The 22,221-nt window shown below is 36.8% G+C and carries 18 protein-coding genes and 1 other RNA gene; 7 read left to right on the top strand and 12 right to left on the bottom strand.

Going from position 1 to position 22,221, the window contains the following annotated elements; all coding sequences use genetic code 11:
• Positions 1–5: 5 nt before the first annotated feature.
• Both WC623_RS08560 and WC623_RS08565 read left to right on the top strand, forming a co-directional pair.
• Positions 6–1,823 (top strand): BatD family protein, encoded by a 1,818-nt coding sequence (locus WC623_RS08560; protein WP_372849958.1) that lies wholly within the window; start codon positions 6–8, stop codon positions 1,821–1,823.
• Positions 1,816–2,592, top strand: a complete 777-nt coding sequence (locus WC623_RS08565) for a tetratricopeptide repeat protein (RefSeq protein WP_372849960.1) — start codon at positions 1,816–1,818, stop codon at positions 2,590–2,592. Before WC623_RS08560 ends, WC623_RS08565 begins: the two co-directional genes overlap by 8 nt.
• Here WC623_RS08565 and WC623_RS08570 read toward each other — a convergent pair.
• The 3 genes from WC623_RS08570 to WC623_RS08580 are packed head-to-tail and all read right to left on the bottom strand — an operon-like array spanning position 2,579 to position 4,821.
• Entirely contained in the window at positions 2,579–3,130 is a 552-nt protein-coding gene (locus WC623_RS08570; RefSeq protein WP_372849962.1) for a hypothetical protein, read from the bottom strand. The genes WC623_RS08565 and WC623_RS08570 overlap by 14 nt on opposite strands.
• Before the next feature lie 43 nt (positions 3,131–3,173).
• Positions 3,174–4,211, bottom strand: a complete 1,038-nt coding sequence (locus tag WC623_RS08575; protein ID WP_372849964.1) for a TonB family protein — start codon at positions 4,209–4,211, stop codon at positions 3,174–3,176.
• Between the two features lie 28 nt (positions 4,212–4,239).
• Positions 4,240–4,821, bottom strand: a complete 582-nt coding sequence (locus tag WC623_RS08580) for a DUF4230 domain-containing protein (RefSeq protein ID WP_372849967.1) — start codon at positions 4,819–4,821, stop codon at positions 4,240–4,242.
• Positions 4,822–4,935: 114 nt separating this feature from the next.
• Between WC623_RS08580 and WC623_RS08585 the strand changes: the two genes are divergently transcribed.
• Together WC623_RS08585 and WC623_RS08590 are read left to right on the top strand one after the other, a co-directional pair.
• Positions 4,936–5,097 carry a hypothetical protein gene (locus tag WC623_RS08585; protein WP_372849969.1) on the top strand — a complete coding sequence of 54 codons (162 nt, stop codon included), beginning with the start codon at positions 4,936–4,938 and terminating at the stop codon, positions 5,095–5,097.
• Positions 5,098–5,114: 17 nt separating this feature from the next.
• Positions 5,115–5,579, top strand: a complete 465-nt coding sequence (locus WC623_RS08590) for an Lrp/AsnC family transcriptional regulator (RefSeq protein ID WP_372849971.1) — start codon at positions 5,115–5,117, stop codon at positions 5,577–5,579.
• Between the two features lie 15 nt (positions 5,580–5,594).
• On the opposite strand, the gene WC623_RS08595 is transcribed toward WC623_RS08590, so the two are convergent.
• Complete coding sequence (locus WC623_RS08595) at positions 5,595–6,164, bottom strand: dihydrofolate reductase family protein (RefSeq protein WP_372849973.1); 570 nt, start codon at positions 6,162–6,164, stop codon at positions 5,595–5,597.
• A gap of 226 nt (positions 6,165–6,390) precedes the next feature.
• Between WC623_RS08595 and WC623_RS08600 the strand changes: the two genes are divergently transcribed.
• A complete protein-coding gene (locus WC623_RS08600; RefSeq protein WP_372849975.1) occupies positions 6,391–7,368 on the top strand; it encodes a GlxA family transcriptional regulator in 978 nt (325 codons plus the stop codon).
• A gap of 3 nt (positions 7,369–7,371) precedes the next feature.
• On the opposite strand, the gene WC623_RS08605 is transcribed toward WC623_RS08600, so the two are convergent.
• Positions 7,372–8,301 (bottom strand): phosphate/phosphite/phosphonate ABC transporter substrate-binding protein, encoded by a 930-nt coding sequence (locus WC623_RS08605; protein ID WP_372849977.1) that lies wholly within the window; start codon positions 8,299–8,301, stop codon positions 7,372–7,374.
• 19 nt (positions 8,302–8,320) lie between these two features.
• On the bottom strand, positions 8,321–12,049 hold the full coding sequence (locus WC623_RS08610; protein WP_372849979.1) for a DUF3857 domain-containing protein: 3,729 nt from the start codon (positions 12,047–12,049) through the stop codon (positions 8,321–8,323).
• A 204-nt stretch (positions 12,050–12,253) separates the two neighbouring features.
• Here WC623_RS08610 and WC623_RS08615 point away from each other — a divergent pair, with 204 nt between their 5' ends.
• A complete protein-coding gene (locus tag WC623_RS08615) occupies positions 12,254–13,861 on the top strand; it encodes a sulfatase (RefSeq protein WP_372849981.1) in 1,608 nt (535 codons plus the stop codon).
• A gap of 54 nt (positions 13,862–13,915) precedes the next feature.
• On the opposite strand, the gene ssrA is transcribed toward WC623_RS08615, so the two are convergent.
• The 3 genes from ssrA to WC623_RS08630 all read right to left on the bottom strand — a co-directional run bounded on the left by ssrA (position 13,916) and on the right by WC623_RS08630 (position 16,034).
• Positions 13,916–14,280, bottom strand: a transfer-messenger RNA (tmRNA) gene (gene ssrA, locus WC623_RS08620).
• A 65-nt stretch (positions 14,281–14,345) separates the two neighbouring features.
• Entirely contained in the window at positions 14,346–15,548 is a 1,203-nt protein-coding gene (locus WC623_RS08625) for a pyridoxal phosphate-dependent aminotransferase (protein WP_372849983.1), read from the bottom strand.
• A 93-nt stretch (positions 15,549–15,641) separates the two neighbouring features.
• The gene (locus WC623_RS08630) at positions 15,642–16,034 is read right to left on the bottom strand and encodes a DUF1573 domain-containing protein (protein WP_349786278.1); all 393 of its coding nucleotides are present in this window, start codon (positions 16,032–16,034) and stop codon (positions 15,642–15,644) included.
• 131 nt (positions 16,035–16,165) lie between these two features.
• Here WC623_RS08630 and WC623_RS08635 point away from each other — a divergent pair, with 131 nt between their 5' ends.
• Positions 16,166–18,589 carry a thiamine pyrophosphate-dependent enzyme gene (locus tag WC623_RS08635; protein WP_372849985.1) on the top strand — a complete coding sequence of 808 codons (2,424 nt, stop codon included), beginning with the start codon at positions 16,166–16,168 and terminating at the stop codon, positions 18,587–18,589.
• A gap of 101 nt (positions 18,590–18,690) precedes the next feature.
• Here WC623_RS08635 and aroC read toward each other — a convergent pair whose 3' ends face one another.
• From aroC to WC623_RS08650, 3 genes are read right to left on the bottom strand one after another with little or no spacing between them, the layout of a single operon-like run.
• Positions 18,691–19,782 carry a chorismate synthase gene (aroC, locus tag WC623_RS08640; RefSeq protein ID WP_372849987.1) on the bottom strand — a complete coding sequence of 364 codons (1,092 nt, stop codon included), beginning with the start codon at positions 19,780–19,782 and terminating at the stop codon, positions 18,691–18,693.
• A 22-nt stretch (positions 19,783–19,804) separates the two neighbouring features.
• Positions 19,805–21,064 carry a 3-phosphoshikimate 1-carboxyvinyltransferase gene (aroA, locus tag WC623_RS08645; RefSeq protein WP_372849989.1) on the bottom strand — a complete coding sequence of 420 codons (1,260 nt, stop codon included), beginning with the start codon at positions 21,062–21,064 and terminating at the stop codon, positions 19,805–19,807.
• A 2-nt stretch (positions 21,065–21,066) separates the two neighbouring features.
• On the bottom strand, positions 21,067–22,206 hold the full coding sequence (locus WC623_RS08650; protein WP_372849991.1) for a chorismate mutase: 1,140 nt from the start codon (positions 22,204–22,206) through the stop codon (positions 21,067–21,069).
• Positions 22,207–22,221 lie beyond the last annotated feature (15 nt).

The following is a 22,221-nucleotide window of genomic DNA, read 5'->3' on the forward strand; positions in this document are numbered from 1 at the left end:
ATAGAATGAAAATTAGGTATTATTTATTATCGGTGTTGCTTTTATGGTCGGCCTTTAGCTTTGCACAAGGCTCTAAAGTTACTGCTACCGCCTCCTCAACTCAAGTGGCAGCGGGAGAACAGTTTGAAGTTTATTTTACAACAAGTGGGAATATTTCATCATTTGATCGGCCATCATTTGCCGGATTTAATGTTTTATCAGGTCCGAATCAAGCTTTTAGTCAGAGTTCTGTGAACGGACAAACCACTTCGAGTATGACAATCAGTTTTGTATTGTCGGCCGCCAAAGAGGGAGAATATACCATAGGATCTGCTACGATGACTGTGGATGGTAGAGATTATAAATCTAACCCTTTACGGATCAAGGTGACAAAGGGTAGAGCTGGAACTCAACAACAACAGCCGTCTGGGGCAGGGGGGCGACAATCAGGAGCGTCACCAAGTGGTAAATCATCTGATATTTCAGGACGGTTGTTTATGCGGGCTATTGCCAATAAAACGAATGTATATCAGGGAGAGCAGATTGCTGTCACCTACAAGCTATATACAAATATCCCTATTGTAGGAAATGAAGCAGATAAATTACCTGATTTTAATGGTTTTTGGAGCCAGGAAATAAAGGGATCTAATAATATAGACTGGAAACAAGAGGAATATAACGGACAAAGGTATCATGTTGCAGTATTAAAAGAAATCATTTTATTTCCAGAGCGTTTTGGCAAGTTAACACTTGATCCATTGATCATGACTTTTCTGGTACGCACCACGGTACCATCTAATGATCCTATAGAACAGCTTTTTGGAGGAGGCTCTTATGAGGATGTAAAGTATAAGGTGAAAACAGCACCAGTAACGATTAATGTAAAGCCATTGCCAGATGCCGGTAAACCAGAAGGCTTTGATGGCGCTGTTGGGCAGTTTTCTATAGTTGGTTCTGTAGATAAATCTTCGCTTAAAGCTAATGAAGCATTAAATTATAACCTTAAAATTACCGGTTCAGGTAATCTTAAACTATTGAAAGCGCCCCAGGTGAATTTTCCTGCAGATCTGGAGAAGTATGATCCTAAGATTAATGACCGTATTACCGAGAGTATGAGTGGTGTTAGTGGGACAAGAGATTATACTTATCTGTTGATTCCGAGGCATGAAGGAAATTATACCATTGAACCATTAAAATTCTCTTACTTTAATCCTGCCACAGGAAAGTATGTAACGCTTAATGCCGGACCTTTTGAATTAAAAGTTGCAAAAGGTGCTCCAGGATCTAATGTTACCGCATATTCTTCAGGTAATCAGAAAGATATTAAAATGTTGGCTAAGGATATTTCCTATATCAAAACAAATACTTCTGGACTGTATAAAAAGGGAAGTGCTTTTTTCGGATCGGGTACTTATTATATTTTGCTTTTCCTGGGCCCATTGTTATTTATCGGTGCATTTATTTATCGAAATCAATACAGAGAAAAAAATAGAGATCAGGTAAAGGTAAAAGGAAGAAATGCAAATAAAATTGCAACTAAACATCTTGCGAATGCGCAAAAGCAATTAGCAGCAGGAAATAAAACCATGTTTTATCAGGATGTTTATAAAGGCTTGTATCAATACCTTAGTGATAAGTTTAATATACCTGCTGCTGAGTTGAATAAAGAGCATATAGTAGAGAAGTTAACTCAAGCTGGGATAAAAGAGGAATTGATTAGTCAATTGACAGATACACTAGACTTATGTGAAATGGCCAGATATGCTCCGATGGGAGTATCTGCTGAACAACAAGTATTTGATAAGGCTAAAAGTATCATTAACGACATTGAGAACCATGCGTAATTTATTAAAATATAATTTTTGTACCTGCCTGCTTTTATTGACCATGTCATTTTGTGGCTCGGCAAAGGAAGTCGATGCAGAAGCTTTATTTAAGCAAGGAAATGCTGCTTATGCTAAAAATCAGTTTAAAGAGGCTGCAATAGCTTATCAGGAAGTATTGGATGCAGGGTATCAATCGGCCGAGGTTTATTTTAACCTGGGTAATGCAAATTACAAGCTTTCAGAAATTTCTCAAGCGATTTTAAATTATGAGAAAGCCTTGAAAATTAGTCCTGGAGATGCTGATATTCAGTTAAACCTGCAATTGGCTAATCTTAAAATTACGGATAGGATAGAAGTGGTACCCGAGTTTTTTCTGACTAAATGGTGGAAAGCTTTTATTTATTTCTTTTCATTAAATACGCTATCTGTTCTTACTGTACTGTGCTTTATTGGAGGCTTTGGTTTTTTGATAGCTTATCTCTTTTTAGTTGCGCCCTTACCTAAGAAAGCAGCATTTTATTCAGGCATCACGACCTTGCTATTAGGAATTGTTTTCCTGATTATGTCTAGTGTTCAATTTCATTATCTGAATGATAATAAGCAGGGGATTGTATTTGCAGGATCAGCTGATGTTAAAAGCGGTCCAGACAGTAAACAAAAAACTTTATTCGTAATTCATGATGGTACCAAAGTAACCATACTGGATAGTGATGCAGACTGGATAAAGGTTACTTTGCCTAATGGAAGTGCTGGATGGATAAAACACTCGGATATTAAAGAGATTTAGGCCTTAGTTCATTCGCTACTCCTTTAATAAACAGGTAGTTTATTGTTCCACCAATCAGTCCGCCAACAATAGGAACCAAGCGTCTGCTGGCTTTTGACCCAAGACTTAAAAGTATACGTTCAGCTACTTCCTCCATGACATTTTTGCTGATTGCAAGTTTTGTATCTGCCTTAACTGACTTTGCTACAATTTTAAAGAAATCTTCAAAGCTGATTTTGTAGGTTCCTGTATTGTGATAAGAGATTGCTAAGGTTACTCTGAATTGCTGAGTAATAAGATTGATGACATCTAATGGAGTTCCGATGAGCATGGTGCCAATGCCGCCAACGCCAGTAATTACGCCAGAACCAGCAGCCAGTAATGCACATTGATTGATGAATTTATCAATACCCATACTGTCGACACCTTTTTTAATGTTAAGCTGATTAATCTGATTAAAGATCTGTTTAAATCCACCTTCTGCAAGGTTTTTAAAACCTTGTCGTACATCCGATTTCACTTTTTTAAAATTAACCCTTCTAATTGATGGTAAATTCATAATCTTTTAATTTATAAACTATTGAATCTACTTTCGTGCCAAACTAAAAGCCTCTGCGATTATTGAGTTTATTCTCTGGTGGAAATGGAGAATGCTGTTCAGTGAAGGAAAATGAAATTGGGACATTGAATTTCATTTTGACTGGAAGGCCATGTATTTTTGCAGGAATCCATTTAGGTGAATTCTCTATTACACTTAAGGCTTCAGTATCTAGTGATGGATACAATTTTCTTATGACTTCGATATTTGTAAGGGAACCATCGGTATCAATAATGAAACTTAAAAACACCTTTCCCCGGATGTCATTTTTCATTGCATCCTTAGGATAATTTACTGATCTCTTTATATAGCTATAAAAATTATCCATCCCTCCTTTAAAGGTAGCGGGTTGATAGAGAGAAGTGTATTTAGATTTAATCCCTTTAACTTCACTTTCTCCAGTGATAAATTTTCCATCGTGGTATTCTTCTTTATAACTGTAAATGCCATCGTTGCTTTTCATAGTCCAGATGCCATACTTAAGCCCATTTTTATATTCGCCATCCAAAATAGCACCGTCATATGAAGAAATATTCATAGTGACACGACCATTTCCATCTTGAACCATAACGCGATTGGTAGAATCAGCCTGATACATGACAAGTGTATCCGTTTCACGTGAGCGATTATTCGATTTGCTTTTTTCTATTTGTGAAGGCTTAATTTCGACCATTTTATTTAATAATCCATTTTCAAAGTAATAATATATTGGACCATTAATTATATTGTTCTTATAAGTTGTCATTTGACGTTTCTTTCCATTTTTGTAGTAGGAAATGTACTGGTCTTCATATCTTAGAGGACTAAAGGACGACAAGCTACCTCTGGTTTTAATTTTTCCATCCGGATAAGCTTCAATTAACTTAAAATAATTAGAACCACTATCAGGCTCTTGAATGATCCTGATGAAATCAGCACTATCGATACTGTAAACTCTTTTGTTATTGTTTTTATAAAAGTAAGTGTTTTGTTTCTTTTGAGCTATGGCACAATTAAATGTACCAAGGAGAATGAATAGCGAGAATAGTTTTTTAATGGTCATAAATGAAAGCGAAATGTTTTATACAAACTTAATGTTTTTCGAATATTTTTTGTTCAAAAGTTAAGGTGACTTTATTGTAACCCAAGCCTTTTAAAATAGGGGCTAATACATGGAGTGCATTTGAACGCGTTTGTTGTAAGATATCAGATTTACGAACCTCGTTATAAATTTGTTGTTCAGCACTTTTATATGCTTCATCAACAAGGTCTGCCTCTCTGAAAAAGGCCATTTTAGTATCATATACACGGGAAGCTTTATGGTCAATTTTGATATAACAAATTTCTGGTTGAGGAAGTTGTACTACTGCAGAGTCTCCATATACTTGTATATGTTCTGATTTAATTTTAGTGAGGTCAATACAGCCAACGGCATCAGCTTTGATGATCAATAATACACTGGCATCAGGTAAAAATGGTGTTTTGTTTTTGTGCTCCAGCACATCGCTGATGCGATATTTTACCAGTTCAAGTTTACCCATAGCTTCGACCCGGTCAACTAAAAGCTGATGTTTACTTTCAACGGTTGTTTTTAAACTCCACTTTGAAGTAACTAACCAGGCAATAAACCCGATTACTGCCAAAATTATAATAATTCTTATTAATCTAACCATATTTTAAAGTAACCAATTTACAGGCCAAATGTTGTATGTAAAGGCTAAGTTACTTCATCAGTAGACATTTTTATTTTCAATCTCATTCTTTTTTCTTGTTAATTTGCATCAATTATGACAGAAAATGAATTTTTAGTGTACTGCCAAAGTCAGGTTTCTGGCCCATTAAAAGACGATGACATCATATTGATGTTAACAGCCTGGGGCAGCATTAAGTATACGCAGGGTTACAATCAGGCCACAGAAGATAAGGAATCGGTAAAAGATGATGAATAAAGCTTAACCACAATATTATGGCTGCATTAGATATAATGGATATAAAAATCCTAAACCTTTTACAAAGGGACTCTTCACTTCATGTGAAAGAGATTGCCTCTAGAATAGGACTCAGCCAGTCCCCGACTTATGAGCGAATAAAGAAGCTTGAAAATGAAGGATACATTGATAAGTATGTTGCATTGGTTAATCGGGAGAAGTTAGGTAAGCACCTCATGGTTATTTGCACAGTGACACTTAAGGAGCAATCAATAGCCGCTTTAAAAGAGTTTGAACATTCTATTATAAAATTTAAGCAAGTTCTGGAAGTGATGTGTATTGCAGGAAGTAGTGACTATATCCTCAAAATTGCGGTAGAAGATGTAAATACCTATCATTCTTTTGTGATTGAAGAAATATCGTCTATTGCTAATATATCTAAACTGAGCAGTAGTTTTGTGCTTAAAGAGCTTAAAAAGGATACTGCTATCGAGATTGGATAAATCTCATAAGTAGGCTTATTTTATAAACCCCTGTTTGACTACGCCACAATCAAATTGTTCTACATTGCTGGGTTTTAGTTTAGCCAGATATTTTGTCAGCTTAGATAGTTGTTTCCCACTTCTAATTGTAACAGGGTGAATCCATATATAATACTCATCTAATAAATCATGTTGAATTAGAAGGGATACCAACTGGCAACTACCCAATACAATTATATCCTTTCCTTGCTGCTCTTTTAGTTTTTTAATTTCTTGTAGTATATTTCCATTAACTAGATGAGAGTTCCTCCAGGGGAGTCTGCTCAATGAACTGGAAACTACCACTTTGCTATAGAGGTTCATCATGTAAGCCATGGGGACATCCATTGCAGGTATACTTAGATCATTCTCCTTAAGCATCCAGTATCCGGCAAATGCATTGTAGGTATTTCTTCCAAGTAATACAGTATCGCATTCGCTTAGTATTCGGCTCATTGAGTTACACATTTCATGATTCCAATATGGGAAATGCCAGTCCAGGCTACCGTCAGGATCAGCGACAAACCCATCTTCGGTTATATTAATTGACAAAATGATCTTCCTCATTTAACTTCTGTATACATGATCTTCCGGATATGTTATCCAGGTCTTCAAAAAACAATTTTTTTTGTTATTCAAAGGTAGATGAGATTTATAGGGTCGATACTGTATAAACCCGACTACATTACGGGCCATTTGCGACTCTTCGTATTTATTTAATAGATCAGTATTAATTAATTCTTTAAATTTGATCAATGTAAAACTCAGCATATATTGTTTTCAATAAAGCCATATGAAACAGATATCGATTTTAGTGCCCTATGAAGCTGTTCCTTCTACAATATTGGATCCCAAAGCCATCTTTACTGTTGTCAACCAGTTTTTGGTGAATGCTGGAAAAGAACCCGTATTTGACATTCAGTTGGTGGGGCTAACTGAAAAGGTGACACTTAGCAACGGAGTGATATCAGTGAATACTGATACTATAATTTCTAATCTTGAAAAAACAGACCTTATCATTATACCTGCATTATCAGGTGATATGAAATCTACAATTGATCTTAATGCAGATTTTATACCATGGATCGTTAATCAATATAAGAAAGGAGCAGAAGTGGCCTCCTTTTGCCTCGGTGCATTTCTGCTGGCATCGACTGGCTTACTGAATGGAAAATCATGCTCTACACATTGGTTTTCTGCCAATGAGTTCAGGTCAATGTTTCCGGAAGTATCCATGACCGAGGGGAGTATTATTACAGAGATTGAAGGGCTTTATTCCAGTGGAGGTGCAACATCTTATCTGAATTTGATGTTACATATCATTGAGAAATATGCTGGTAGAGAGATATCTATTATGACAGCCAAGTATTTCGCTATTGAAATAGATCGCCAAAGTCAGTCGATATTTGTGATGTTTAATGGTCAGAAGAAACATGAGGATGAACCTATTAAACAGGCTCAGGAATTTATTGAACAAAACTATGCTAACGGATTATCTGTAGATATCCTTGCAGATAAGTTTGCCATTGGCAGGCGCCATTTTGAAAGACGTTTTAGAAAAGCAACAAGCAATTCACCTGCTGAATATATTCAGCGGGTAAAAGTTGAAGCTGCCAAGAAGCAGCTTGAAAACACTTCAAAGAATATAAATGAGGTGATGTACGAAGTAGGTTATGCAGATGTAAAAGCTTTCAGAACTGCCTTTAAGAAGGCAACGGGTATGTCTCCTATGGATTATAAGCATAAATATAATCGCCAGGCGGCAGCATAAAACTTACTTTGTAAATTGTTTTATGATTCTTGATAGTTCATCCGGACTGCCAAGGCCTGACTTGAACGGTTGATAGTAACCTGAATCGATTGCTATAAAACGTTCAGCATCACGAGCCTCAGACCAACCAGATTTTACAGAAGAAAGTACTGCTGGATTTTGGTCATGTAACTTCAACAGAATGGTAACAATTTCTGTTTTCAATCGCTGTGGTAATTGTTTATTTAACAATACTGGTCCCAAAGGGATTTCTGGAGACATTTTAATTAATCTTACTTTTTTATCATTCTCTTTATTAGCAATAAATGAAAAATAATCAACACTGCCCATTGCAGCAAGATCAGCCTGGCCACTAGCCACTGTCTGAATCGTTTGTTGATGCGTTTTTACATAATTTACTGATTGAAACTGAGTCTCAGCATTAATGATCCCAGCCCCTGTAAGTATTAATCTAGGCACTAAATTCCCTGAAGTAGAGCCCTCGGCAACTAATGCCAGTCTCATGTTTTTGGCTTCTCCTTTGATAGCTTCAAATGAAGTGATCTTCGAATTCCAAGGCACAACGAAGGCAGTTTTGTAATTGTCTTTTTCCCCAGTTTTCACCTCCAGTGCAGCAACAGCTTCCATTGTGGAAACTTCATTGCTGGCATCAAAAAGCATATAACCGAAAGTACTGATAAGTGCCAAATCCACCTTATTCTCATTGAGTGCAGTAATCAGGCTAAAGACTGTCGGATAACTCTTGCTTACTACTTTATATCCTGTCTTTTTTTCTAAATTGGCAGCTAAAGGTTGGATATTCTTCAATCTGTCATTATCGGAATACTGGTAAGTCGCGATAACAATAGTCTTGGAGAATTTATGATTTTTTTCTTGTGCTTTTGATGTAAAGGAGCTGCTAAGCAGAAGAACGAAGACAAAAAAGTTTCTCATAATATAAGTTTTTAAGCGTTTATTTTATGGCCAGTTGCTGGTCATCAGCATTAACTATTTGCTTGAAAAATGCATTGAAAGCCTCGGTTTCCTTTAAAGGTACTATGTCCTTTTTTAAGAGAAATCTTCGTTTCAATATAATCTTGTTTTCAATCTGTTGGTTTTCAATACTAAAATCTATAAAATCATTTGAAAGATTTAAGTTTTTAGGTAGCTGTACCATGCTTTTACCTGCAGGAAGTTCTAGTGTTAATTGTTCATTGGACTCATCTATACTAAAGATTTGAGTAAGGTCAATTCCAAATTTTCTGTTTGGTACCATTTGTAAAATAGAGGCGGGGATTTTATTGGACCATGGGATGGAGAATATAGACATTCCCGCAACAGGCTTAAACACATTAATGAGTCTATAAGAAGATTGGGCACTCAGTGTATCTGAAGTTGCGGTTGCAGGGTCCAGATTTTTAAAATTAAGTGAGTAGACTTCATTCTCCGGATAAGTAGCGCTGATGTCTGTTTTCATCTTTTTTAATTGATCTTTGTTACTCATGTCATTATAAGACGAACGAACATAGCTGACAGCAGAGCCTGTATTTTGATTTGTTTCACTGATTACCATATCCATATTTTCGATTTTTATTCCCGTCTGGTAATTCAACGTATTGTAGCCTCTTATTCGAGGATTAAATTTGATCAGTTCATTAGATTTAGTTCCTACTTCAAGTACATTTGAATTTATAAAACCAGTGCTGAATGTATTGAATGGCAGATTTCCTGAGGTAAGTTCCAGCCAGTAATCCTGATTGTTTATAGTTGCTTTTGCGATGCAGTGATTAAAGTCTATGCTAGGCAGCGGTAAGGTGCTTTGGCCATTATCTCTGGTACTCACTAAGGCTAAATTTGCCTCTATCCCGGCTTCTTTACACATTGCTACAAATAGGGTGGAAACATCTTTACAATCACCAATACGTGTGTTGATCACAGTAGATGGGTTTTGAGGAATTACTCCATTTTGTCTGAATGGCACCGAGCTATAGGCAATATTCCGGGTGATATAACTATAGATTGTTTTAACTTTTGCTAAAGGATCTGCATTCTTTTGATTTTGAAAGAGTTCTTTTACAGTAGATTTAACTTCGTAACTGCTACGTGCTTTTGCTGTTGCAATGTTGTTGTACCAATCAGATACAAATTGCCAGTTGGGGATAGAGGATAGATACAACTTATTAACTACATCTTCTGATGGAGGCATTTTGTCTTCATAAATTAAAGCATTTTGGTTTCCTTGTTGCCATATATACAGATCAAATTCATCTTTTTTGTTTTTTTGAGGAACAATAGCATCTTGAGAGAATACGTATTTGAATGGCTTTTCCTGATGAATTAATAATGAATATTTTTTATTAATAAAAGACAAGCCATCTGAGAAATAAAAAGAATCGGAAAAATGACTTGCCATTTGTCCGGTAAAATAATTTTCGATGGTATATCGAAGATTAACTACATCACCAATTTCAACATTAGTAAATACGAGGTTGTTTCCATTTTGCTCTGCAGGTACTTTAGTCCCATTTACTTTTATAACTTCCGCAACTTCGATATTATAACTTTGATCATTGTTGTAGGGGATATTGTATTCGGTATAGGATTCTAATCCCTTTTGGGTAAGTATTTTTGTCGTCTCGAAATGTTTTTCTTCAGATCCACCATTTTCATATACAACTTTTTGCACTTCTCTATTTAATACGATTACCTGATCATCAGGATGATCAGATGCTTTTGGAGCAGCATTGATTATGGCTTTAATATCTGGTTGTACAAAATAATCGAATACAGCTTTTTTCTCCTGTAACCTTCTAAGAGATCTGATAGCCTCATAATTGTTTGGACTAATCTGAAGTGTTTTATTGTAAGCCTCAATACTTTTCTCTTTTTGTTTACTAACGTTATATAAGAGCCCAAGTGAGGTATAGGTATCTGCATGATTCGGATCAATTAGAAGTGCCTGCAAATATATTTTTTCGGCATTGTCATATTGCTGAAGGTTATGGTACTGTGCGGCAAGATCTGAATATACCCCAAATGCTATGGGATTATTTTTTAGTTCATCTTTGTATATTGCCAGACCTTTCTCGCTATCTCCTTTATCAAAATAGATTCCCGCAAGGTATTTTGCAGATGCATAATCATCATTTTCTGCTATGTATTTTTCCAGAATAGTAATCGCATTTGGATCTTTTTTAATTTCCTTTTCGACTGCGTATTTAACACCAACGATATCAACCGAATTAGGGAATAACGCATATGACCTTTCAGCCAATGTAATTACCTCCTGCTGGTTTTGGAGTTTAGCAGCAACATTCATCTTCTTTAAGAAGATATTGTCATTCTCACCATATATCTTTTCCAGTTTCGCGATGGTTGCTGTTGCATTGTTGTAATCTTTCTGGTTAAGATACTCATTGTACATAAGTTCAAGAGCATATGAAGATTCCGGATCATTTGTTTTTATAGCTTCCTGAAGCATTTCAATGCCTGTTCTGTTATTCGCTTTTGAAAAAAGCTCAATCATCATCATGTTCAGATAAGTGCTTTTTGGGAAGCGGTTTTTTAGTTTTTCGAGCAAACTGCGGCATTCAAATATATCACCTTGTCGGAGGTAAAGTCTTGCCAACATTAATTGATTTAGATAATTATTTGGAGATTTTTTTAGCTCAGTTTCAAAATAATTAAAAGCTGTAGGTTTTATTTTGGTCGAAATGTAACTGTTTTCTTTTGTGTAATTTTGAGGAGTGGTAGTTGTAGTGATGTTGGAAAGTGGTATTCCTTTTTGATCCGTTAATCGAATCATGAAATTAGATCTGTCGGCATAACTTTCTCCTATTTGAACAAGGATTCTATTATAACCTTCATTTAGTTTAATTGAATTGATATAGGAATCAAGATCGTTATTTCTTTCTTCTGCCACGCTGAGTATAAGCTGATCATTAACCCATACTTTAACAGAGCCGGAAACACCTGTTCTTAATTCGGCAGTTATATTTGCTGGGCTTTTCACAAAAGTTTGTGCAAACTGAACTGCATTTTTGTAATTGTTGTAATAGGTGAAATCAAACCATTTATCCAATCGGTTGTATGGCACTGTTCGCCAGCCAAACTTACGGTTTCGTTTTCCGGAGAATACCGCATTCAGTTCAGGATGATCAATTACTTCGTATGTTTTATCAAACCCACTTGTTGAAATGTTTTCAAACTCACCGGTAATAAGCCAATTTTCGAGTTCACCAATCTGACCATAAGCCTTATTGGCCATCTCATAGTTTTTGATTTCCTGATAGTGTCTTCCAGCAAGAGAAAGGGCCATAGCAGATAAAGTTCCATCAACATCTTTTCTTTGAGATAGGCTATTGTAGAAAGCCATTTGTGCTGGTGATTTTCGGTAGCCAAGATAATTTGCCGGGCTTCCCCACAATGCAAACAAATAGGGTTCTGATTTTTTTGAGGTTGTATATAATTTGTTTAGATATGTAAAAGCTTCATTTTCTGGCTTATCCATTTCAGAGATAAGGCTTAAGCCTATGTTCGCATCATCTTGTGTTTTTGGATTTTTTGCTAGTTGTAAGAATAAATTTCTTGATGACAGACGGTCATTTTGTAAGAATTTACTCCATGCATTGTCGACGGTAACCTGTGCATTTAATTTTACGGAAAATAACAGGGAGAGGATTAAAAGAGTTTTAATTTTCATTTATTTAGAGAGTTAGTTTGGCTACTGTTTAGTATTCAATTATATGAAAAAAAGACGTCATTTCAGGATCGCTCTGGATATTTGTAGTATTAATTATTTTTCATTCATCAAATTCAATAGTTTTTAAAACAGAACTAAAATTGTTTTAAGCAAGATTCTTATAAATTCGTTTGGATACGCTAATCAAAAAATAATAGTACAATTATGATTTTAAGAGTTCAAACCATTCAGGCTATCGTTTTTTTAATTTTGATTTTATTTGGCTTTAAGACATTTGCGCAAAAGCCAGAGAAGCCTAACGTTTTGTTTATTGCTATTGATGACTTGAAACCTATTTTAGGTTGTCATGGCGATCAGTTAATTAAAACACCTAATATAGACCGTTTAGCTAAAATGGGTACGGTTTTTAAAAGTAATTATTGCCAGCAGGCTGTCTGTGGTCCAACCAGAGCCAGTATAATGACTGGAATGCGTCCTGATGTAACCAAGGTATGGGATCTAAAAACAAAGATGAGGGATATGAATCCTGATATTTTGACCATTCCACAACACTTTGCGGCTCAGGGATATTCCACCCAGGCTATCGGTAAAATTTATGATCCAAGATGTGTGGATAAGGATTTGGATAAAGTGAGCTGGACAGTCCCATATTACCAAACAGATAATAAATATTATGCAGCATCAACAGGGAAGACAGTTTTAAATTATTACCAGGCGAAAGAGACTAAGGCCTTGGTTGAAAAAAAGAGGAGGGACGATAACGGAAAGATTTTAACAGATCTGGAGTTGTTAGCTACTATCAGGCCTTCTATGGAAAGTGTTGATGTACCTGATCATGCTTATATTGATGGAGCCAATATGCTTCAGGCAAAGGATATTTTAAATGAACTCCAAAAGAAAAACGAACCTTTCTTTTTTGCGGTGGGCTTAGCTAAGCCTCATTTACCTTTTAATGCACCAAAGAAATATTGGGATCTCTATCAGCGGGATGACATGCCTGTTGCAGAGTTTCAGGAGCAATCAAATCATGCAATAGATGTAGCTTATCATAATTCGGGAGAGCTCAGAGCTTATACAGATATTCCACCTATCCTCTCTAATACTGATCAGAAAAGTTATGGCATAACCTTACCTTTAGATAAACAAAAAGAGCTGATACATGGATACTATGCTGCAGTTTCTTACGCAGATGCCCAGGTGGGCATTTTATTAAACACGCTTGATTCATTAGGTTTAAGTAAAAATACAATTATTGTTCTTTGGGGTGATCATGGATGGCATTTAGGTGATCATAACTTATGGTGTAAGCATTCTAATTATGAACAAGCCACCCGTAGTCCATTGATCTTCTCGGCTCCTCATATTAAAGCCTCCGCTACCAGTTCCCTTTCGGAATTTGTAGATGTTTTTCCCACATTATGTAATTTGGCAGGAATTCCAGTACCAAACCATTTAGAGGGTAAAAGTTTGGTTCCATTGATGGAAAATCCTAATTCATCAATCAAAGATTTTGCAATAAGTCAGTACCCACGGAGTTCCACTGGTATGGAATCTCAACGAATGGTTGATGCTTCGTCGAAAGTTATGGGGTATTCACTTCGGACAAAAAGATATCGGTACACGATTTGGATGGAGAATTTCAGAAGTAATCTGCCATTTAAGGCATCTTCTATTATTGGTGATGAATTGTATGATTATGAGGAAGATCCTGGGGAAAGGTTTAATGTTGCAGCTGACAAAAAATATGAACAGGTCGCTAAAGATTTAAAGAATAAAATGATAGGTTATTTTCGTAGTAAAGAAAGTCGGTAAAATCAAAACTCTGTAAACACAAAAAGCAGCTCTTAATGAGCTGCTTTTTGTGTTTTGTGGAGCCGAAGGGGTTCGAACCCTTGTCCAGTCGTGCGATAAATTATGCCTTCTACATGCTTATTTTCCAATTAATTGTAGGGATCTGGCGGGCTGGAAACCGACCTAACCGTTCACCTTAGGTGCTTTATCTCACAACTGTATCGCACCTTACAATTGCCAGCGTTGTTATTTCGATGCCCCATATTCTAACCTAACATCGCAGCAGTTAGAGGGACAAAAGCTATTTAATTCTAAATTAAGCAGCTAAGGCGTAGTTATTTTCGCCAATTATAGTGTGAACGTTCACTTTAAGTGCTCTCCGTACAACGCACTGCATGCTAACATACCTAGCATCACCCTGTCAAATCCAAAACGGCCCCAGTATGTCCTGATGGTGTGTGGTTAACAACTCCTTTCCAACCATCAGGATACAAAAATACTAAAATTATGCCATACTTCTACCAGGATATTGCTTTAAAGCAATATCAAGGCAATCCATAGCTTTATTAAGGTCTTCGGTATTAAGTACATAAGCCATTCTGACTTCGTTTTTTCCTGATCCTTCTGTTGAATAAAATCCAGTAGCAGGAGCCATCATTACGGTTTGTCCATCATTATTAAAGCTTTCCAGTATCCACTGACAGAATTTATCAGCATCATCAATTGGTAATTTCGCTACTACATAAAAGGCACCACCTGGGTTGGGACAAAATACACCTTCAATTGCATTTAATCTTTTTACCAATGTATCTCTGCGCAAGGTATATTCTTTGTTTACCGCTTCGAAATAACTATCAGGAGTATCAACAGCTGCAGTGCCTGCAATTTGTTCAACCATTCCCGGACTAAGTCTTGCTTGTGCAAATTTTAATCCCGACTTGATTACTTCTTTGTTTTTGGTGATTAAACAACCTAATCTTGCACCACAAGCACTATATCTTTTTGAAACTGTATCTATGATAACTACATGCTCATCCAAGCCTTCCAAATGCATTGGTGAGATAAATTCTCTGCCATCATAACAGAATTCGCGATAAGCCTCATCGGAAAGTAGGAACAGGTCATATTTTACGCATAAAGCTTTTAAAGCTTCCAATTCTTCTCTTGAGTATAAATAACCCGTAGGATTATTAGGGTTACAAATGATGATTGCTCTTGTACGATCTGTAATTAGTTTTTCAAACTCAGCAATTTCCGGAAGTGCAAACCCATTTTCAATATGAGACAGAATAGGTTTGACAACTACATTGCTCATACAGGCAAAACCATTATAATTTGCATAAAAAGGCTCCGGAATGATAATTTCATCACCTTCGTTTATACAGGTCTGCATAGCTATGGTAATCGCTTCAGATCCGCCAACAGTAACCAATATATCTTCAGGCGTAATGTTATAGCCTAATTTATTGTAGTACTCTGTAAGCTTAGTTCTGTAACTAAGAGTTCCTTCTGATGGGGTGTATGCCCAAACATTAAAATCAATGTTTTTAATAGCGTTAAGCATTCCTTCAGGTGTAGCAATGTCAGGCTGACCAATATTCAGGTGGTACACTTTTTTACCCTCCCTTTTTGCCTGATCAGCAAATGGTGTTAGTTTTCTTATAGGCGAAGCAGGCATTTGGAAGCCCTTTTCTGAAATATTTGGCATAATGAAAAATTAATAAGTTAGTTTTTCTAAAGGGTACAAAATTAAAAAACCTCGTTGATTAACGAGGTTTTAATCAAATATCTTTTCTGATTTCTATTTAGATGCCGCTGCTACAGTTTCGCCTTTAATGTATAATACCTTAGTAGTAGTTTTTGCATTTGAAGTAATTGTAATGCTTTTGCTAAATGGAAGTGCTCCACCTGTAGGGTTGTAAGTAACTTTAATTGATCCCGATTCGCCTTTTTTAACTGGAATCTGAGTGTATTCAGGAACTGTACATCCACATGTAGTCTCAACCTTAGTAATAATTAAAGGCTGATCACCAATGTTAGTATACTTAAATTCAAATGTAGCAGGTTTATTCACAGGAATTTTACCAAAGTCATGTGTTTCTTTTTCAAACTTGAATTCAGCTGGTTTCGACTGTGCATTGACTGCAACACTTATACCTAGGATTAGCGTAAATAACAGAATTAGTTTTTTCATTTTAATGTTGTTTTAAAACAAATTTAATGTTTTCATTTATAAAACAAAAAGTATTCCATTATATAAATTCGGCTACACAGTTAAGTCATACTTTAGATTTTGTGTATCTTTGCCGCATAATTGATTTGCTTATGATGCCAAATAGTAAACTTACCACTAATCCAATAGACACCTCGGAGTTAAGTTTTGATGACTTCAAGACCATCGTTGTAAACGACTATAAAATTGCGTTTGAGAGTAGACAGGCTAGTTTATTAGGACGAAAGGAAGTATTAACAGGCAAAGCTAAGTTTGGTATTTTTGGTGATGGTAAAGAGCTACCTCAGATTGCTATGGCGAAAGCCTTTAAAAATGGCGACTGGCGTTCGGGTTATTACAGAGATCAGACTTTTGCTTTCGCAGCAGGGATTTGTACCATTAAGGAATTCTTTGCACAATTATATGCTAACCCAAGTTTAGAAGCCGATCCTGCTTCTGCAGGCAGACAAATGAACTGCCATTTTGCATCTCGTTCTATAAATGAAGATGGAAGCTGGAAAGATTTGACAGATATGAAAAACTGTTCGTCTGATATCGCACCTACTGGTGGACAAATGGCTAGATTGGTAGGTTTAGCTTATGCTTCTAAATTATATAGACAAAATCCTGAACTCGAATATTTAAAGAATTTCTCAGTAAAAGGAAATGAAGTAGCATTTGGTACTATAGGAAATGCCTCCACTTCTGAAGGCGTGTTTTTTGAAGCCATTAATGCTGCTGGTGTTTTGCAAGTGCCAATGGCCATGTCGGTATGGGATGATGGTTACGGAATTTCTGTTCCTGCAAAGTACCAGACTACTAAAGAAGATATATCTGAAATATTAAAAGGTTTTCAGCGCGATGAAAATGGTGCTGGTTACGAAATATTTAAAGTTAGAGGTTGGGATTATCCTGCTTTATGTGAAACTTATCAACGTGCAATAGACGTATGTAGGGAGGAACATGTTCCTGTATTGATTCATGTTACTGAAGTAACCCAGCCGCAAGGACATTCAACTTCTGGTTCTCATGAACGGTATAAAGATAAAGCCAGGCTAGAGTGGGAAAAGGAATATGATTGCATTGTTCAGATGCGTAAATGGATGCTGGAATCAGCAATCATTTCTGAAGAAGAAATCTTAGAGTTGGAAGCTAAAGCCAAAACCTTGATTCGTGAAACTCAGAGAGAAGCCTGGAACGAGTTTTTGGCATCAATAAAAACTGAAAAGGATGAGGTTATCGCATTGATCACCAGTATGGCTAACGGCGATCCTACATTGTTAAGAATCACCAGTCTGTTAGCAGGTACACCGGATGCACAGAGAAGAGAAGTAATTTCTTCTGCAAGAAAGGCTTTACGATTGACAGTTAGAGATACATCTTCGGCGCGAAGTAGTCTTTTAAATTGGTACAATGAGCAGATTGGATTAAATGAAGATAGATACAACTCAAAATTGTTTACTGATGGGGCTGAAAGTCCGTTTTTAGTGAATGAGCTAAAACCTGCATATCATGAAGATAGCAAAATGGTGGATGGACGTGAATTGTTAAATGCTTGCTTTGATTCTAATTTTTCACGTGACCAGAGACTTGTTGCTTTTGGGGAAGATCTAGGTGCCATTGGTGATGTAAACCAGGGTTTTGCAGGTCTTCAGGCTAAGTATGGCGATTTAAGGATTACAGATACTGGCATTAGAGAAATGACTATAGTAGGGCAGGGTATAGGTCTAGCTTTACGTGGACTACGTCCGATTGCCGAAATACAATATCTGGATTATCTATTATTTGCCTTAAATGTATTAAGTGATGATCTGGCAAGTTTATCATACCGTACTAAAGCAGGTCAAAAAGCTCCTGTAATTATTAGAACCCGTGGACACAGGCTGGAAGGTGTTTGGCATTCAGGTTCTCCGATCGGTATGATTTTAGGTTCATTAAGAGGTATGCATATTTGTGTACCACGTAATATGACACAGGCGGCAGGTATGTATAATACCCTTTTCCGTTCTGATGAACCGGCATTAGTGATCGAGTGTTTGAATGGGTATCGTTTAAAAGAAAAGCTCCCTGAAAATATAGGTGAATTCACTGTTCCATTTGGGAAGGCTGAAATAATTAAAGAGGGTACTGATATTACAGTTGTATCTTATGGTTCAACTTTAAGAATTGTAGAGGAAGCGGCACAGGAATTAGCGCAATTTGGAATTTCCATAGAGATTGTAGACCCTCAGACTTTGTTACCGTTTGATACAGAGCGAATTTGTGCTCAATCATTAGCAAAAACCAACAAATTATTGGTGGTTGATGAAGATGTACCTGGTGGTGGAACAGCTTTCTTATTGCAACAAATATTGGAAGAACAGAAAGGATATTATCATCTGGATGGACAACCTAAAACATTGAGTGCAAAAGCACATCGTCCTCCGTATGGATCGGATGGAGATTACTTTAGTAAGCCATCTGTTGATGATGTAATTGAAGCAGTTTATAGCATGATGAATGAGAGTAACCCAGGTAAATATCCTGCTATTTTTTAGGTAAAAAAATGCCTGTATCCGTTCGGACTCAAAATCTTTGAAGGAAAGATTTTACATGTCCTCATCGTACACAGGCATTTTTTTAATTAAGCAGTGAATATCTAACTTAATTTACTGGAGTTATTTCTTAGCAAATGATCTGCAATAACCAAAGCTGCCATTGCTTCAACAATCACAACAGCTCTTGGCACTACACATGGGTCATGTCTGCCTTTACCTTTAATCTCTGCTGCTTCACCTGCTGCATTAATAGTTTGTTGGTTATGCATAATTGTAGCAACTGGTTTAAAAGCGACAGTAAAGTCGATTTCCATGCCATTAGATATTCCACCTTGTATACCACCAGAAAAATTAGTGAGTGTTTTAGGTTGCCCCTCATTGGCCAGGAATATATCATTGTGTTCAGAACCTCTCATTTCACTACCACTAAAACCAGACCCGTATTCAAAGCCATGTACAGCATTAATGCTGAGCATGGCTTTACCAAGGTCAGCATGTAATTTATCAAATACAGGCTCTCCAAGTCCTACAGGACAGTTTTTAATGATGCAGCTTACTTTTCCACCTACTGTATCTCCATCTTTTCTAACTCCATCAATGAACTCAATCATTTGATGCGCAGTTGCAGGATCAGCGCAGCGTACGATGTTTTCTTCTCTTACTTCCAGCAATGAAGGAATATCACTATGACTTAAATTTGGTGCCTGAATCTGACCTACGGCTGAAACATGTGCAAAAATTTCGATACCATGATGTTTTAATAACAACTTGGCAATAGCTCCAGCAGCTACACGTGCAGCAGTTTCCCTTGCTGAAGAACGGCCACCGCCACGGTGATCACGAATACCATATTTAGCATCATAAGTATAATCTGCGTGAGAAGGACGATATACATCAGTATTATGGCTGTAATCTTTACTACGCTGATCTTCATTAGGAATCAGCATAGCTATTGGCGTCCCTGTGCTTTTACCTTCAAAGGTGCCAGATAGAATCTGTACAGTATCACTTTCCTTACGCTGCGTTGTGATTTTAGATTGTCCAGGTCTGCGTTTATCTAATTCCGACTGGATAAAATCCAGGTCGATAGGTAAAGCTGCCGGGCAACCGTCTAAAATAACACCTATAGCTACTCCATGTGATTCACCGAAGGTGGTGATGCGAAATAACTGACCGAATGTATTACCTGCCATATAGATTTATGATTTTAATGTTTTAAATTTCTTTTATTGTAAAACCTGCTTTCTCCAGATCTTTCCAGAAATCAGGATATGATTTCTCTACAACCTGGTAATCTTCCATCTCTATTTCATCAATGAACAAGCTTAATGGAGCAAAGGCCATAGCCATTCTATGGTCATCATAAGTTTGGAACTGAACTTTCTTTGGGAAGCTTAATTGAGTACAATCTAGAGTGTATACCTCATTATCTTCCGTTAAAGTAACGCCAATTTTGGCTAGTTCCTGTTGTAACGCCAGTACACGATTGGTTTCTTTAATTTTTAAAGTTTCCAATCCTGTAAATGAAAGATTGAGGCCTTTTGCTGCTGCGCAAACGATAATGGTTTGTGCCAGATCAGGACAGTCTTTTAAGTTTAATACTTCGTTTATGGCAACAGATGTTCCTGATTTTAACGCTATTCCATTAGGAGTTTGTGAGGTACGGACGCCAAAAGGAACCATAATGTTTCTAATTGCGCTATCTCCCTGCAAGCTACTTTCTTTTAAGTGTGGCAATGAAATGCTTCCCTGATCGGACAGGGCAACAATGCTATACCAGTAAGATGCAGCACTCCAATCAGGCTCTACAATTAATTCGCAAGCCTTAAAAGCTTGCTTATCAATGTGGATGGTATTGTTCTCCCACTGATGTTGTATGCCAGCTTCCTGAAGCATGCTTAAAGTCATTTCCAGGTATGGTCTGGATGTTAATTCTCCTACTATTTCTAAAGAAAGACCAAGTGGAAGTGAAGGGGCAATCATTAATAGTGCAGACAAATACTGACTACTGATGTCACCTTGAATTTTTACAGTACGGCTGTTTTGCGCAAAACTACTGCTGATATCCAGGGGTGGAAAACCATCTTCTCCAGCGTATTTAATGCTTGCACCCAGTTTTTGTAATGCTTCAACCAATAATTTTATCGGACGCTCTTTCATTCTTCCAGAACCTGTAAGATGGAAGTTACCATTTGCAATAGAAAGGTATGCTGTTAAAAAACGCATTGCCGTTCCTGCATGACCTACATCAACAGTAATAAAAGAATTGTTATTGCGACCTGCTTTTACCTGACTAAGTATGTTGTTTAGGGTTACCGTATCAACGGCATCAGATAAATTAGCTACTTTAACAATGCCTTGAGACAGGGCACTGATGATCAGCGCCCTGTTGCTTTCGCTTTTTGAACCCGTTAGGGCTATTTCAGCATTTATATCTTTAATCCCTTTAAAAGAAACAATTGCGTTTTTGCTCATTGTTACGCCTTAACTTCTGTATGTGTTTCTGCTGCAATTCCCTCTTCAGCTTTACCAGCATTCATAATTTCAGTTTGTTTACGGATAGACTCACCATGAACAAGTTCTAAGAACTTTTCAGTAAAGTTTAAGTCTAATTTCAATGCTTTTGCAAATGAAGTACCTTTTCTAATGATTGCATCCCAACGATTAACTTGTAAAATAGTTACCTGGTTATCACGTTTGTACTCGCCAATTTTACCAACAATTGCCATACGCTCACCAAGCTTTTGCAATAAAATATCATCAATTTTGTCAATTTGTTTACGTAATTCAGCAAGTTGATCTGTGAATACTTCATTTTGAGATTCTGGTTCACGAACAGTTAAACGTTCAGCAAGTTCACCAAGAGCTGCAGGAGTAAGCTGTTGTTTAGCGTCTGTCCATGCAATAGAAGGATCTACGTGAGACTCGATCATTAAACCTTGCATATCTAAATCTAATGCTTTCTGAGAGATGTAAGGGATTAGCTCACGGTTACCACAGATATGACTTGGATCATTGATGATTGGCAGATCAGGTAATAATGTTTTCAATTGGATAGCAAGTTCCCACATTGGTTCGTTGCGGAACGAGCTTTTCTCGTAAGAAGAGAAACCACGGTGAATAGCACCTAATTTAGTAATACCAGCACGATTGATACGCTCTAATGCACCAGCCCATAATTGTAAATCTGGGTTAATTGGGTTTTTAACCAATACCGGGATGTCAACACCTTTTAAAGCATCAGCAATTTCCTGTACTGTAAAAGGGTTTACTGTTGAACGGGCACCAATCCAAAGGATATCTACGCCAGCAGCTAAAGCTTCTTCAACGTGTTTTGCATTTGCAACTTCAACTGCAGTAGGTAATCCAGTTTCAGCTTTTGCTCTTTTTAACCACTCTAAACCAATACTTCCGATACCTTCAAATTCTCCCGGACGAGTACGTGGTTTCCAGATACCAGCTCTTAAAACAGATACTTTTCCTGTTGCGGCTAATAAATGTGCTGTAGTTAATAATTGCTCTTCTGTTTCTGCGCTGCAAGGACCAGAGATAATTAAGGGTTCGTTTTTGGTGTCAATCCATGAGCTTAATGGCTGGATGTTCAATTGTAGTTTCATTTTTTTGGGGTTTAA

It is taken from the genome of Pedobacter sp. (assembly GCF_041645105.1).
GTDB lineage: Bacteria > Bacteroidota > Bacteroidia > Sphingobacteriales > Sphingobacteriaceae > Pedobacter.